The organism is Nocardia sp. CA-135398 (genome assembly GCF_050955845.1).
In the GTDB taxonomy this organism is placed as follows: domain Bacteria; phylum Actinomycetota; class Actinomycetes; order Mycobacteriales; family Mycobacteriaceae; genus Nocardia.
Map to the genome: position 1 here is coordinate 7111081 of NZ_CP192084.1, position 14992 is coordinate 7126072.

At 64.9% G+C, this 14992-nt stretch carries 13 protein-coding genes and 2 tRNA genes; 10 read left to right on the forward strand and 5 right to left on the reverse strand.

Going from position 1 to position 14992, the window contains the following annotated elements; all coding sequences use genetic code 11:
• Positions 1-8 precede the first annotated feature (8 nt).
• Entirely contained in the window at positions 9-1067 is a 1059-nt protein-coding gene (locus ACQP1T_RS31685; RefSeq protein ID WP_433756692.1) for a ferredoxin reductase, read from the reverse strand.
• A gap of 184 nt (positions 1068-1251) precedes the next feature.
• Here ACQP1T_RS31685 and ACQP1T_RS31690 point away from each other — a divergent pair, with 184 nt between their 5' ends.
• Entirely contained in the window at positions 1252-1869 is a 618-nt protein-coding gene (locus ACQP1T_RS31690) for a TetR family transcriptional regulator (protein ID WP_433756693.1), read from the forward strand.
• 17 nt (positions 1870-1886) lie between these two features.
• Here the strand turns inward: ACQP1T_RS31690 and ACQP1T_RS31695 are convergent, their stop codons facing one another.
• Complete coding sequence (locus ACQP1T_RS31695; protein WP_433756694.1) at positions 1887-3248, reverse strand: MFS transporter; 1362 nt, start codon at positions 3246-3248, stop codon at positions 1887-1889.
• Positions 3249-3396: 148 nt separating this feature from the next.
• Between ACQP1T_RS31695 and ACQP1T_RS31700 the strand changes: the two genes are divergently transcribed.
• The 5 genes from ACQP1T_RS31700 to ACQP1T_RS31720 all read left to right on the forward strand — a co-directional run bounded on the left by ACQP1T_RS31700 (position 3397) and on the right by ACQP1T_RS31720 (position 7815).
• On the forward strand, positions 3397-3978 hold the full coding sequence (locus tag ACQP1T_RS31700) for a PadR family transcriptional regulator (protein WP_433756695.1): 582 nt from the start codon (positions 3397-3399) through the stop codon (positions 3976-3978).
• A complete protein-coding gene (locus ACQP1T_RS31705; protein ID WP_433756696.1) occupies positions 3975-6005 on the forward strand; it encodes an FAD-dependent oxidoreductase in 2031 nt (676 codons plus the stop codon). The genes ACQP1T_RS31700 and ACQP1T_RS31705 overlap by 4 nt, the downstream gene beginning before the upstream one ends.
• 395 nt (positions 6006-6400) lie before the next feature.
• The gene (cmrA, locus tag ACQP1T_RS31710; protein WP_433756697.1) at positions 6401-7204 is read left to right on the forward strand and encodes a mycolate reductase; all 804 of its coding nucleotides are present in this window, start codon (positions 6401-6403) and stop codon (positions 7202-7204) included.
• Positions 7205-7336: 132 nt separating this feature from the next.
• A complete protein-coding gene (locus tag ACQP1T_RS31715) occupies positions 7337-7675 on the forward strand; it encodes a hypothetical protein (protein WP_433762440.1) in 339 nt (112 codons plus the stop codon).
• A gap of 17 nt (positions 7676-7692) precedes the next feature.
• Positions 7693-7815 carry a hypothetical protein gene (locus ACQP1T_RS31720; RefSeq protein WP_433756698.1) on the forward strand — a complete coding sequence of 41 codons (123 nt, stop codon included), beginning with the start codon at positions 7693-7695 and terminating at the stop codon, positions 7813-7815.
• A 9-nt stretch (positions 7816-7824) separates the two neighbouring features.
• On the opposite strand, the gene ACQP1T_RS31725 is transcribed toward ACQP1T_RS31720, so the two are convergent.
• The gene (locus tag ACQP1T_RS31725; RefSeq protein WP_433756699.1) at positions 7825-9678 is read right to left on the reverse strand and encodes a helicase HerA-like domain-containing protein; all 1854 of its coding nucleotides are present in this window, start codon (positions 9676-9678) and stop codon (positions 7825-7827) included.
• A 239-nt stretch (positions 9679-9917) separates the two neighbouring features.
• Between ACQP1T_RS31725 and orn the strand changes: the two genes are divergently transcribed.
• Both orn and ACQP1T_RS31735 read left to right on the forward strand, forming a co-directional pair.
• Positions 9918-10559: an oligoribonuclease gene (orn, locus tag ACQP1T_RS31730; RefSeq protein WP_433756700.1), complete on the forward strand. Its 642-nt coding sequence runs from the start codon at positions 9918-9920 to the stop codon at positions 10557-10559.
• Between the two features lie 55 nt (positions 10560-10614).
• A tRNA-His gene (locus tag ACQP1T_RS31735) sits at positions 10615-10690 on the forward strand.
• 273 nt (positions 10691-10963) lie between these two features.
• On the opposite strand, the gene ACQP1T_RS31740 is transcribed toward ACQP1T_RS31735, so the two are convergent.
• Entirely contained in the window at positions 10964-12475 is a 1512-nt protein-coding gene (locus ACQP1T_RS31740) for an alpha/beta fold hydrolase (RefSeq protein ID WP_433756701.1), read from the reverse strand.
• Between the two features lie 585 nt (positions 12476-13060).
• Between ACQP1T_RS31740 and ACQP1T_RS31745 the strand changes: the two genes are divergently transcribed.
• The gene (locus ACQP1T_RS31745) at positions 13061-13339 is read left to right on the forward strand and encodes a hypothetical protein (protein WP_433756702.1); all 279 of its coding nucleotides are present in this window, start codon (positions 13061-13063) and stop codon (positions 13337-13339) included.
• Between the two features lie 3 nt (positions 13340-13342).
• Here ACQP1T_RS31745 and ACQP1T_RS31750 read toward each other — a convergent pair whose 3' ends face one another.
• A complete protein-coding gene (locus ACQP1T_RS31750; protein ID WP_433756703.1) occupies positions 13343-14557 on the reverse strand; it encodes a L,D-transpeptidase in 1215 nt (404 codons plus the stop codon).
• Between the two features lie 315 nt (positions 14558-14872).
• Here ACQP1T_RS31750 and ACQP1T_RS31755 point away from each other — a divergent pair.
• Positions 14873-14945, forward strand: a tRNA-Lys gene (locus ACQP1T_RS31755).
• Positions 14946-14992 lie beyond the last annotated feature (47 nt).

A 14992-nucleotide genomic window follows, 5' to 3' on the forward strand; every position in this document is an offset into this window, starting at 1 on the left:
CCCCTTTGTCAGATATCGATGTCGACGTCGCCGACGGGCGCGTTGATGCAGAGCTGGATGGGCTGATCCGGATCGCTGTCGATTTCGCCGGTGCGCACGTTGCGGGTGCAGCCGCTGCGCCGAACCGCGGTGCAGGAGAAGCAGATACCCATCCGGCAGCCGTACTCCGGTGTCAGCCCCGCGGCCTCGGCCTGCTCCAGCAGGACCGCGCCGTTGTTCTCGGCGCTGCGTCCGCTGGCCGAGAAGCTGACCGTGCCGAAGGCATCCTCGACGTCGACCGGCGTGGTCGACAGGGTGAATTCCTCTGTGTGCAGCCGCTGCTCCAACTGCTCCGCCTCGAAGACCTTGCGCACCGCGTCCATCAGGCCCTGCGGCCCGCAGACGTAGGTCTCGCCGTCGGCGAACCAAGGTGCGACGCTTTCGAGTTGGTCGTAGTCGAAATGGCCGGAACCGTCACCGGGATAGCGCAGTTCGACGCGGAAGTTCTCGTGCGCCTGCGCAATCGCCTCCAGCTCGGCCCGATGCGGCACCGTCTCCGGTGATTTCGCATAGTGCAGGAAAGCGAGTTCGCCCGGGTAGCCCTCCTGCGCCAGCGTGCGCAGCATGGACAGCACCGGGGTGATGCCGCTGCCGCCGCTGATCAGCAGGATCCGTTCGGGACGCGGTTCGGGCAGCTGGAATACACCGGCGGCCGGTTCCAGGCTGACCACCATGCCGGGTACGGCATTGCGGTACAGGTATTGCGACACCAGGCCGCCCGGATGCGCCTTGACCGTCAGTTGCAGGTGGCGGTCGCGGCGACCCGCCGGATTGACCGGCGAATAGCACCTGGTGTGCCGGACGCCGTCGATCACGACGCCGATCTGCACGTATTGCCCCGCGACGTGACCGCGCCACTGCCAGGTCGGGCGCAGGGTCAGCGTCACCGAGCCCGGCACCGAGCGGCGGACGTGGGTGATTTCCGCCCGCAACTCCCGAACCGTCAGCGTGGGGCGGACGAGTTCCAGGTAGCGGTCGAGCGAGTGTGGTGTGGTCAGGGTTTGCACCAGGTCGATGAGTCCCACCATGGAAGTTGCCTCTGCTTTCGGGCCTCGGCGTACTCCTGAACCCTCATCGGCGAAGATTTCAGTGCACGCCTGTACACTCAAATAGTGTGACCGATGGACCGGGTCCAGTGTCAACCAGGAACTGATGTGACCCGAACTACATCCTTGGAATGGACGAATGGTGAACGGCTGTATGCTCACTGTGATGACCGAGACCGCAGCTACCCGGGGCGAACGCAAGGAGCGCACCAGGCAGGCCCTGCTCGAAGGCACGCTCGCGCTCGCCGCCGAGCGCGGCTTCGGCGCGCTGAGCCTGCGTGAGATCGCCCGCTCCGCGGGCATTGTGCCGACCGCGTTCTATCGGCATTTCGCCTCACTCGACGATCTCGGCGCGGCCCTGGTCGACGAGGGTATCCGGGCGCTGCGTCTGGCCCTGCGTCAACTGCGGCGCACACCCGATGCCCGACTCTCGGAGACCGTGCGGTTCGTCTTCGATCAGGTCGCCACCAAGCGCGAACTCTTCGGCTTCATCACCCGCGAACGCCGCGGCGGCTCGGCCGCCCTGCAACATGCCATCGCGCTCGAACTGCAATTGATCGTGCGCGAACTGGTCGTCGACCTGTCCCGGATTCCGACCCTGGACTCCTGGTCCCCCGACGACCTCGAATTGGCCGCCGACCTGATCGTCTCCACGGTCGCCGACTGCATTGCCGACTTCGTCGCCGCCACTCCGCGTGACCAGCCCGCGATCATCGACCGCACCATCCGACAGGTCCGCCTCATCGCACTCGGCATGGCCGCCTGGCTGCCGAAAAAAGAATAGGGCGAGGTCGCCCGGACTCAGTTGATGACGCGGTCGCCCACGGAATTGGGTATGCCATCCGGGCTGCGGACCGGGAGCAGTGCCGCCAAGCCGACCGCGAGGACCACCAGGATGCCGACAATGCCGGCGCGGTCGGCGTCGAAAGCCCAGACGAAGAAGCCGAAAAGTGCTGGGGCGAGGAAGGATACGGCCCGACCGGTGGTGGTGTAGAGGCCGAACATCTGGCCCTCGCGCCCGGGTGGGGCCAGTCGGGTGAGGAACGAGCGGGCGGCGGATTGGGCGGGGCCGACGAAGATGGTCAGCAGTAGGCCGAAAATCCAGAACATGACCGGACCGGACACGAGCAACAGCGCGCTGCCACAGAGCACCATGGCGACCAGCGATATCACGATCACGATCTTCGGACCGAGGCGATCATCGAACCGGCCAGCGGTGACCGCACCGAGTGCCGCGACGACATTCGCGGCAATGCCGAACAGCAGCACATCGGAGTCTGCGATGCCGTAGACCCGCACCGCCAGGATCGCACCGAAGGTGAAAACCCCGGCCAGACCGTCCCGGAAGATCGCACTGGCGACCAGGAAGCCGACCGTGCGTCGATCCACCGCCCACAGTTCCCGCAGATCCCGCCACAGCACCTGATACGAGCCGAAGAATCCGGCCTTGGCCGCGCCGGGATCGGCATTGGTGTGCGGCAATTCGGGTACGGCGAACAGCACCGGCAGCGCGAAGGCGGCGAACCAGACCGCGGCCAGCATCGCGACCAATCGGATATTCGTACCGTCATCGATGGGCACGCCCAGTAGTCCGCGATTGTCGCCGTGGCCGGAGATGAAACCGAAGTAGCTGATGAGCAGGAGGAAGATGCCACCGAAATAGCCCATGGCCCAACCGAATCCGGAGACACGGCCGACATCGGCCGGGGTGGAGACCTGGCGCAGCATGGCGTTGTAGGGCACGCCCGCCAATTCGAAGAACGCCGAGCCGAAGCCGAGCAGGACCAGGCCGAACCAGAAATAGCGGTAGTCGTCGTGCACGAAGAACATCAGCGCCATCGACAAGACGGTCAGCGCGGTCAACAACCCTAGTGAGCGTTTACGTTTGGCGCTCGCGTCGAAGCGCTGGCCGCTGATCGGCGCGGTGAGTGCGACCACGAAACCCGCGCTGCCGAGAGCCCAGCCGAGCCACGCGCTCGATGACACCCCGCCCGGCAGATCGTCGCCGACCTTATCGGTGAGGTACACCGAGAAGACGAAGGTCAGGATCACGGCATTGAATGCCGAGGACCCCCAGTCCCACAATCCCCAAGCCACCACTTGTCCGCGCCCGGCTGCCTGCCCGACAGTTGCCCGCGCGTCGATCTCCGGCTCATCCGTCACCCGGCCACCACCCTCATCGAATCGCTGCGCGATGCGGCGCTCATGGGCGCAGCCTAGTGCGGAACTCCTCGACAGGCGGGCCAACACCCGATACCGCTCGGCTATGCACTCAGTTGCATAGTACCGGGTGTAACGATAACCTGGCGCCATGGCACTCGAGCATGCGCTGCTGGTATCGCTGACCGAGCGCGCCGGTTCGGGCTATGAGCTGGCGCGCCGCTTCGACAAGTCCATCGGCTTCTTCTGGCGCGCGTCCCATCAGCAGATCTATCGCGTGCTCAAGCGCATGGAGGAATCCGGCTGGCTCAGCAGCGAGGCGGTGGCCCAGGAGGGCAGGCCGGATAAGAAGGTCTACTCCGTGAACGAGGCAGGCCGGGCAGAGCTGGCGCGCTGGATCGCCGCGCCGACCGATACCTCGATGCCGCGAAACGAACTCGGTGTGAAGATCCGCGCCGCCGCGCACGGCGATATCGGAGCGCTCTGCGACGAGGTCGTCCGGCATCGCGAGCAGCACAATCAGCGCCTCGAGCTGTTCCGGCTCATCGAGAAACGTGACTTCCCGGCTCCGGAACAGCTTTCCGGTACCCCACTGCACCAGTACCTCGTGCTGCGCGCGGGCATCCGGGTGGAGTCCGGATTCGTCGAATGGTGCGACGAAGTACTGCAAGCCCTGCAACCACGTGCGACAGCCCCGCACGCGGACCCGAAGAAAGGTGAGACTCAGCGATGAGTTCGTTCCCCCATCTTTTCGAGCCTCTCGATCTCGGCTTCACCACACTGCGCAATCGCGTGATCATGGGGTCGATGCATACCGGCCTGGAGGATCGTGCCTGGGATACCAACCGGCTCGCAGCCTATTTCGCCGAACGTGCCCGCGGCGGTGTCGGTCTCATCATCACTGGCGGCTACGCCCCGAACCGCACCGGCTGGCTGCTGCCGTTCGGTGCCAAACTCACCAATAAGTCCGAGGCCTACCGGCACCGGGTGATCACCAAGGCGGTACACGAAGAGGGCGGCAAGATCGCCATCCAGATCCTGCACGCGGGCCGTTATTCCTATATGCCGGGCAGTGTTTCGGCATCCTCGATCAAGGCTCCGATCAATCCGTTCCGCCCGCGCAAGCTCTCCGCGCGCGGGGTCGAGCAGACCATCGACGACTACGCGCGCTGCGCGAAGCTGGCCCAGTTCGCGGGCTACGACGGTTGCGAAATCATGGGTGGTGAAGGCTATTTCATCAACCAGTTCCTCGCGCCGCGGACGAACAAGCGCACCGACAAGTGGGGCGGCTCGCCGGAGAACCGGCGCAGGCTCGCGGTGGAGATCGTGCGGCGCACCCGCGCGGCCGTCGGGCCGGACTTCATCATCGTATTCCGTTTGTCCATGGCGGAATTGGTCGAGAACGGGCAGACGTTCGATGAAATCGTCGCGCTGGCAAAGGAACTCGAAGCAGCGGGCGCCAGCATTCTGAATACCGATATCGGCTGGCACGAGGCGCGGGTGCCGACCATCGTCACCTCGGTGCCGCGGGCCGCCTTCGTCGAATTCACCGCGAAGATCACCGAACACGTGAACATTCCGGTCTGCGCCTCCAACCGGATCAATATGCCCGAGATCGCCGAGGAGATCCTCACTCGCGGTGACGCGCAACTGGTTTCGCTGGCGCGACCGTTCCTCACCGATCCGGAGTGGGTGAACAAGGCCGCCGCCGATCGGGTCGACGAGATCAATACCTGCATCGCATGCAACCAGGCGTGCCTGGATCACGCCTTCCAACACAAGACAGTTTCCTGCCTGCTGAACCCACGCGCTGGCCACGAAACCGAACTCAAGCTGCTGCCGACACGGCGCACCAAACGCGTCGCCGTGGTCGGCGCGGGCCCGGCCGGACTGTCGGCGGCGGTGAATCTCGCCGAACGTGGGCACCGGGTCGACCTTTTCGAGGCCGACGACAAGATCGGCGGGCAGTTCGATATCGCGCGCCGCATTCCCGGCAAGGAGGAGTTCAACGAGTCGATCCGCTACTACACCAGGATGCTGGAGGTCACCGGCGTGACCGTGCATCTGAACAAGCGGGTCACCGCGACGGAGTTGCTCGAGGCGCGCTACGACGAGATCGTGCTGGCCACCGGCGTGCGCCCGCGCATTCCGAATATTCCCGGCATCGATCACCCGATGGTGCTGTCCTATGCCGAACTGGTGCGCGAGGAGCGGCCGGTCGGCAAGCGCGTCGCCGTTATCGGTGCGGGCGGCATCGGTTACGACGTGAGCGAATTCCTCACCGTCGAAGGACATCCCACCCTCAAACTCGACGAATGGAAGGAAGAGTGGGGCGTCGACTCCGTGGATGAACAGACACGCGGCCAGCTCACCGAACCGAAGCCAGCACCAGCTGCCCGCGAAGTCGTTCTGCTGCAACGCAGGTCGACCCCATTCGGCAAGGACCTCGGTAAGACCTCCGGCTGGGTGCACCGCGCGGCGCTGAAGGCGAAAGGCGTCGAGCACGTCGGCGGCGTCAACTACGAACGTATCGACGACAACGGCCTACACATCAGCTTCGGCGAGAAACGCCAACGCCCCCAACTGATCCCGGTCGACAACGTCATCATCTGCGCCGGCCAGGAATCCGTCCGCGAACTCGAAGAACCCCTACGCGCCGCGGGCGCCGACATCCACCTGATCGGCGGCGCCGACCTAGCCGCCGAACTCGACGCCAAACGCGCCATCGACCAAGGCACCCGCCTGGCAGCCCGCCTGTAACCAGTCCTGAACCGTCGCTCACCATACGCCGGTGGAGGCAATGCCGAGAGCGCCCCTCCACCAGCGCATTCTCAACGTAGCGGAGCGTGTGGGGGTTCTACTTGGTGCGCCGTGATCCTCTGGGCTCGTCGCTGCTGTTCCGTGGAGTGGGAGACGGCGCGCCGCCGCCTCGGCTGTGTCGGCGCGCACCTTGTCGGACGACGCAGCGGCAGGTGCCGACCTCGCCGAACGTAGTTGCCCCTCGACGCGAGCCCACTGCCGCACTGCAGTCCTGAACCGATGATCACCATGTGGCTGGTGGAGGCAAATGTCGAGAGCGCGCCTCCATGGTTACATTTTCGATCCGAGCTGGGGCGTGGGCGAGGGGGCGGGGGTGGATCGCCTAGGCTCGTGTCGTGAGTTTGCCGTCTGCTACCTCTGAGAATCGTGCGGTTGTTACTGGTGCCTCTTCTGGTATCGGGACTGCGCTTGCCGCTGAGCTTGCTGCGCGCGGGTATTCGTTGATCCTGGTTGCGCGGCGGGGTGAGGTGTTGACCGAACTTGCGCAGCGGTTGACGTTGGCGCATGGGATTACCGCGGAGGTGCGGGCGGTTGATCTGGCCGATCGGACGGCGCGGGGGGCGCTGGTCGAGGAGTTGGCGGCACGCGATATTTCGATCCTGTGTAATAACGCCGGTATCGCGACGTTCGGTGCGGTCGCCGAGTTGGATCCGGCATATGAGCGGGCGCAGATGGAGCTCAATGCCGTTGCGGTGCACGATCTCACCTTGGCCGTGCTGCCCCGCATGATCGCCCGGGGTGCCGGTGGCATCTTGATCAGCGGTTCGGCGGCGGGCAATATGCCGATTCCGAACAATGCGACCTATGCGGCGACCAAGGCGTTCGCCAATACCTTCTCCGAATCGCTGCGCGGCGAATTGAAGGGCTCGGGCGTGCACGTCACCCTGCTCGCCCCGGGGCCCGTTCGCACCGACACCCCCGACCCAGCCGACGCCTCCATCGTCGACCGCATGGTGCCCGACTTCATGTGGGTCACCTCTGAATACACCGCCAAAATCTCCATCGACGCCTTGGCCCGCAACAAGATGCGCGTGGTTCCCGGCCTGATCAGCAAGGGCATGAGCGTCGCGGGGCAATACGGTCCCCGCGCCCTCACCGCCCCCGTCGCAGGCGCGTTCTACAAGAAGCTGGGCGGCTGACAACAGAAGCTTCCCGCCACCGCGCGATTCAGGAAGTGCGGGCAGTCGGAAGCATTGCGCGATGGACCCCCGCGTTCATCCCTGAAGATCAGACCCGACCGCATCACTCCTGTGGTGGACTACACAGCTCCGGTGCGCGAACTGAACTCCAAGATCTCACGAGCAAATGCCAAACGTCATCGGTGGCCGCGCCCAGTAGTTGCGAATCGGCATCCGTACGGACCGCAGATGACCGCGACAGTGGCGGGTCGCTGCTGCGAGGCGGGCGATGTGCTGGCCACCGATATCCAACTCGCGGCCGATCTGCGCCCCGGCGAAGTGCTCGCGGTGCCGTGCACCGGCGCCTACCACCACAGCCTCGCCTCGTCCTACAACAGCGTCGGTCGCCCGCCGGTTATCGCGGTACGTGACGGACGCGCACGCCAGCTGATCCGCCGCGAAACCACTGACGCCCGCGATATCGGCAACTGACGGGCACCGTCGCAGGCTTGTCCGGCGGCGTGTTCGATGAACCGGCCGAGCAGGTCGTGCAACTGTCGGCGTTCGGCCGCCGAGAACGGCGCGAGCAATTCGACGGCCACCGCGTCGGCGGTGCGATTGGCGGCCGCTAGCCGCTGCTCTCAGCGCTTGCGGGTACCGAAAATGCTGCGGCTGATCTCCCGCCCCGCGGCGGTCGCGGCCGAACGCAGGAAGCTCTTCACCGCCGGATTCTTCATGATGCGATCGACGGCGGATTCCTCCTCGGGGGCGGCCTTCGAACGCCCCGGAGCCGGAGCGGCCTCCGGTTGCTCCGGTACCGCAGCGACTTTCGCGGCCATGATCTCGTAGGCCGACTCACGATCGATGGTCTGGCCGTACTTTGCGGCCAATGCGCTGGACAGCGCCCGGGATTTGATCTGATCCGCACCGATGGTGTCCATCAGCGAGCGCGGCGGCTGAATCCTGGTCCACGCCACGGGAGTTGGCGCGCCCGTCTCCGAGAGCACCGTCACGATCGCCTCACCGGTCCCGAGCGAGGTGAGCGCCTGCTCGAGGTCGTAGACACCGGTCTTCGGGTAGGTGCGAACCGTCTTGGACAGTGCCTGTTGATCGTCGGGCGTGAAGGCACGCAGGGCGTGTTGAATGCGCGCACCCAGTTGGGAGAGCACCGAATTCGGGATATCGGTCGGCAGCTGGGTGCAGAAGAAGACGCCGACCCCCTTGGACCGGATCAGTTTGACCGTCTGCTCCACCTGCTCCAGGAATGCCTTCGAGGCATCCGCGAACAGCAGATGCGCCTCGTCGAAAATAAAGACCAGCTCGGGCTTTTCGACATCACCGACCTCGGGCAGCGTCTGGAACAGGTCGGCGAGCACCCACATCAGGAAGGTCGAGAACATCACCGGCCGCGCCGCCTGCGCACCGAGTTCGAACAGCGTGATCACGCCATGACCGCCCTCGGTCCGCAGCAGATCGGCCGGATCCAGTTCGGGCTCACCGAAGAAGGTGTCACCGCCATCGGCCTCGAGATTCGCCAGCGCGCGCAAGATGACACCGGCCGTCGCCGCCGAAACCCCGCCGATGCCCTTCAGATCTTCCTTGCCCTCCGGGCTGGTGAGATGGGTGATAACGGCGCGCAGATCCTTCAGATCCAGCAGACCGAGACCCGCCTTATCCGCCCAGTGAAAAATCAGCCCGAGCGTGGACTCCTGAGTTTCGTTGAGCGCCAACACCTTACTGAGCAGCACCGGACCGAATGCGGTGATGGTCGCGCGGATCGGCACCCCGACACCACCGGTACCGAGCGAGACGAATTCGGTCGGATAACCGGTCGGCGCCCAATCCGGCGCACCGGTCTCAGCAGCCCTGGCACTGAGCCTTTCATCGGCCTGCCCCTGCTGCGCGAGCCCGGACAGGTCGCCCTTGATATCGGCGAGCACCACCGGAACCCCGGCCCGCGAAAGCTGTTCGGCGATGCCCTGCAGCGTCTTCGTCTTGCCGGTACCGGTCGCGCCGGCCACCAGCCCGTGCCGGTTCATGGTGCGCATCGGAATCCGCACGCGCGCAGTCGGATCCACGGAGCCGTCCACGACAACGGTACCCAATTCCAGTGCCGCTCCGTCGAACGCGTACCCAGCCGCGATCTGCTGCGCCACCGACTGTTCCGCGGCCTGCGCGGTCGTGGTCGCCGCCAACTGGGCGGATTCCGCCGCGGCAGCGCTGGCGGCCGCGGTTTGCGCCGTCGCGGCGGCCTTGGTTTGCGCGGCCTCGGCCTGTGCCACCGCATTGGCCGCATTCGGGTCCGCGCTCGCGGCCGCCGCCTCCTGCACGGCCAGCTCCCGTTCGGCGGCCTCGGCCGCGGCGGCGGCTTCCGCGGCCACGCGCGCGGCTTCCTCGGCCGCCTTCCGTGCCGCGGCCGCCTTCTGCTGAGGGGTCGGCGCACCCGTCTCCCGACCGCCGCCCCCCATCGAATCGCCTCGCGATCCTGCGTCCATCGCGTCCTCCGTCTGGTCTGACCCTGACTGCTTTCGCAGTGTTAGCTGTCGTGCCGAAACGCATACGCCGATCTTCCGCAAACTCTATCGCCGCTGCTCCCACTGAGACTGCTCACCCGGTGGTGACATGCACTCCCAACGCAACCAGCACCGGCACAACCTCCGGTTTCGGGCGAAGCGAGAGCAAGCATGCGGCGATGCCGAAGGCATCGCCAATAAATACAGCTAATGTTGCCGGGGTGTCCGACAAATACGTGGTGTGGATGGATTGTGAGATGACCGGCCTGCGCCTCGACAGCGACAAGCTGATCGAGGTGGCCGCGCTCGTGACCGATAGTGACCTCAATATTCTCGGTGACGGCGTGGATATCGTCATTCACGCCGACGACGCGGCGCTGGCCGCCATGCCGCAGGTGGTCGCCGATATGCACGCACGTTCAGGCCTCACCGACGAAGTGCGCCGCTCGACGGTCACCCTCGCCGACGCCGAGCAGCAGATACTCGACTACATCCGCGAATACGCCCCCACCGCGGGCACGGTTCCACTGGCTGGCAATTCCATCGCAACCGACCGCGGCTTCATCGCCCGCGATATGCCCGCACTCGATGCGCATCTGCACTACCGGATGATCGATGTGAGCTCCATCAAGGAGCTGTGCCGCCGCTGGTACCCGCGCATCTACTTCGGGCAGCCGGAGAAGGGTCTGACCCACCGCGCCCTGGCCGATATCAAGGAATCCATCCGCGAGCTGGAGTACTACCGGCGCACCGCCTTCGTCGCCGCCCCCGGCCCTTCGACCGCGGAGATCACCGCCGTCGCGACCGAACTCAGCGGCGGCGACCGGGAGACCGCGCAAAACGCCACGTCAAAAACCGATTAGGGACTCGAGGGGTTGACACGCTAATATCGACCGCGCTGGTGATTCACCGGCGATGGTGAGTGTAGTTCAGTTGGTAGAGCACCAGGTTGTGATCCTGGCTGTCGCGGGTTCGAGTCCCGTCACTCACCCCACTGTGAGGGTGCGAACCGAATTCTGAGCTATCGGTTCGCACCTTCCTTATTTCCGCAGGTAGCACGGCCGGACCGCCCGGTTCGTACAGCGCGACGTGAGAACGCGCGGCAGGCATTTCTCCCCCAGCGATGATTGTCGGCTGCCAGGGTCCTAGCAGCCCACACGGCCTACTTGCTGATGGCCAAGGTGCTGGCGTACCGGCACGGCACCTCGATCTGAAATGAGGATGACGACCAGCACGAATCACCCGGCATGACCCGGACAGCGGGGGCCTACTCGATTGGTGTGGTGGGCTGGCAGGTGCGGTCGTCTGCCGGGAAGGTTCCATTGCGGAAGTAGCGGTTGGTGGTGTCGAGGATGCAGGTGCTCAAACCCGGACGCAACACCATGTGGATCCTGGTGTCGGTCAAGGTGATCAAGCGCGACCCTGACATTTGATGATGCAGTGCTACAGCCTGTGCGTAGGGTGTCCGGTTGTCGCCGGTGGCCTGCAGGATGAGTGCTGGCACGGCGTTGTCGACCACAGTGGGTGGTTCCACGGGCGGTGGCCAGAATGCACAGGGTTGAATGTTGTTGGCCAGTGCGGCGAAGATCGGCTGGGTCGGGCGGGCCGCCTGGATCGCATTCCAGTACCAGACAGGGTCGGCGGGCATCGGTGCGTCCGCACACCAGATCTGCACCATGACCGAATCTTCGTCGTGCTTGTCGGCCTCGATCTGCTGGTGCAGCTGCTGGGGCACCTGCGGTGCGCGTCCCTCGGCCGCGTCGGTGATGGCCCGTACCGATGCCGCTAGGGCCTCGTTCAATCGCGCGTCACGCAACATCGTCCACAGCACGTTCGGCAGGAGATGATCATCGAAGCCGAAGCCCTCGACCTCGATCGGCGACAGCGATGCGCGGTCGATCAGGTCCTCGACTCCACGACGTACCTCAGGTGCGGAGGCGCCGAGGTGGTACTGCTGGTCACGCGCCGCGACCCAGTCGGCCCAGTCGTCGAAGGCCGCTTCCAATGCCGGACCCCAGTCCTGTTGCAACCCAAGCCAGTAGCGCTGCGGATCGATGGCACTATCGAGCACCATGCGATCGGATCGGCCAGGGAACAACTGGGAGTAGACGGCACCCAGGTACGTTCCGTAAGACACGCCGTAATAGCTGATGCGGTCCTCGCTCAGTGCTGCACGTATCACGTCCATGTCGCGGGCGGTATTGCGGGTGCTGAGCTGCCGCATCCAGTTTCGATCGCCCCCCAGGCAATCGGCGGCCAGCCGTGCTTGCAGGACTGTTTCGGCGACGAATCCGGGTAACCCGACACCTGCCGAGCGGATCGGGGTGGCGACCGGCCATCCGCATTGCTGGTGCCGCCCGGATCGGGCGACTCCGCGCGGGTCGAATCCGATCAGGTCATAGCGGCTCAGCACATCCGGTTCGAGAACATCACCGACAAGATCGAACGCATCGATCCCCGGCGTACCGGGACCGCCCGAGTTGGTCAGCAGCACACCGCGACGGTCTGCTGTGTCGCGTGCCGGGATCCGCGAGACCGCGATCGTTATGCTCGGCCCGTCTGGCGTGCCGTAATCGAGTGGCACCTCGACATCCGTACAGGCCGCGCCCTCCGCCACCAGGGCCGCATCCTCGCAGGTATGCCAGTCGAGATGTTGCTGATGAAAGCGCGTCGACGGGGCTGGTGGTTCAGCGACGGCAATACCGGAGGCAAAGGCCACCGTAACCGCGAGAACGGCAACGATCACCGTCGCGACAACAGCCCCGGCATCACGCGGCAAACCACGAGGATGACAACGCTCAGGGAACGTGACCGAGTACCGATCTTCAACACCCACGAGGAGCAGACCCTTTCAGCAAGTCGAGACCGAATCGCACCGGGAGCCACCGCCAACCACCCCAGCCGAGCAGAAATCACTCCGGGTCAGCCACATACCCAGGCGATTTCGGGAGACCACGCACCTTGGCCGCAGATCTCGCGGTAGTGGGGTTGACGGAAGCGAGTGTAGCGTCCGATCGCTGGGTGGTTGCTGTACCGGCTTGTCGCTGTCAGGAACTGTGATAACCGAGCCGAGCCGCATCCGGCCGTCAGCCCGGAGGAAGTCGGCTATTTCGTCCAGAAGCGCGGCACCCTGTTCGGGGTGGCCGCGCAACCACGGCACGACCGCATGATCGGCGTCGGCACAGTCGGACCCCCTTGGCTTATTTCTTTGTGCGGCAGTCGGTTTCACGCATGTCAAGCCCACGCGTTTCGGGCTTTCGCGGACTCGGCCAATTATCTGACAAATTCATGTTTCACTCCGTAGACTGCGGGCACGCGGGGCGGGGACGCCACCCCGACCGATCAGAAAGACACCAAGTTCGTGATGCGTTCGGCGGTTATCGCAGCTTTCGTCGGCACCACCCTGCTCGCAGGTGCCACCGGTACCGCGACCGCGGACATCGCGGTCGAGCCGGGCACCGGATCCAGTACGGGTTCGAGCTCGGTCACCACCGGATCGGCCGGTGGGGTCACCACCACCGGCTCCTCGGGCACCGGCTCGGCCGGTGCCGCGATGTCCGGCTTCGAGAATCTGTTGTTCGGCGGACCGCTGCTGTGCGCCGCGCTCGGAAGCGCCGTCGGAGCGACGCTCAGTTGCGCGTAGTGCCTAGCTGTTGTCGGCGTTGCCCGCCTTCCACTCCGACCACGGAATGTTCCAGTCCCCGAGTCCGTCCACACCCGAAAGCGTGCCACCCACGGTGTTCTTGACGATGGTGATGTCGCCGCGCTTGGCGTTCTGCAAAACCCACAGCGCGTTGGCGGGGCTCAGGTTCAGGCAGCCGTGGCTGGTGTTCGAGTAGCCCTGCGCACCGACCGACCACGGCGCGGAGTGAAAGAAGATGCCGGAGTAGGAAAGTCGGGTCGCGTAGTCGACCGGCGTCTTGTAGCCGTTCGGCGAACTCACCGCGACGCCGTAGGTCGAGGAGTCCATGATGATGCGGTCGAAGCGGTCCCCGACGATGTAGATGCCGTTATCGGTGGGCGTGCTGTCCTTGCCCATCGAGGTCGGCATGGTCCGCACCACCTCACCGTTCATCTCAACCGTCACCTGCTTGGTGTTGTCGTCCGCGGTGAAGATCGTCGGATCGCCGACGGTGAAGAACGAATGGATATTGTCCTGGCCGAACAGCCCCTTGCCGAGATCACGGCCGTAGACGTTCACATCAATGGTGACCTTGGTGCCCGGCGCCCAGAAGTGCTCCGGCCGCCAACGAACCTCACGCTTGTTCACCCAATAGAAGGCGCCCTCGACCGGCGGCTCGGTGGTGATCTTGATCGCATTCTGCGCGGCCTTGCGATCCGGGATGTTCTCGTCGAACTGCACGGCCACCGGCTGGCCGATCCCGACCACCTCACCCTCGCCCGGCAGCAGATACGGCTTGGTCTGGCTGTCCGGGGAACTGGTGGTGAAGCTCAATACGGTGGAATTCGCACCGCCCAAACCGATCGCGTCGGCCTTGAGCTTGTAGGTCTTGCCGTAGCCGAGCACCTCGGCGGTCTCCCAGGTCCGCCCGTCCGCGGCCAGCTTGCCCGCGACCGGAACACCCTGCGGATTGGTCAGCGTCACGGTGGTGAACTTGCCGTCGTCGACCTTGAAGGTCAGCGGCATGCCCGGTGAAATCCCCATGTCACCGTCCTTGACCGGCGACAACAGCTTGGGCTTCATCAGCTCGGTGATCGGATTACGGTCGATGACGACCGTCGAGTTGTCGGCGGCGTTGGACGACGAACACGCCGTCAAGGCCAGCGCCAACACCGCGCATACGATTACCGGTCCCGTGATCTTTCTCATCGACCGATGTCGACCAAGACCAACGCTCATAACCAAACCCCGTTTCAAGTCCCGATGCCGCAGGGCACCGATGGCTCGGATCCAACCCGACCACGCTCCTCCCGCAACGCCGACGGAGTCCGGTCCGGACCACGCTCCAGACATTCTGCCAGCTCAACGGGTCCGGTCCAATGTGAAATTCCTCCGCCACAGGCGAGTTCCACCGGTTAGATCATCCGCACTCGGCCGGGTGTTAACACCCATCGCGAACTGCCCCATCGCCCCTGGTCAGAAACCGATTTCACTTCTGGGCACTCGGCCTGTTAATGTTTGTCCCGCACCGGAACACGGAGCGCAGCGAGACACGCGCCATTAGCTCAATTGGCAGAGCAGCTGACTCTTAATCAGCGGGTTCGGGGTTCGAGTCCCTGATGGCGCACTTAAATTAGCAGGTCAGGCCCGATTTCATGATCGGGCTTGTTCCGT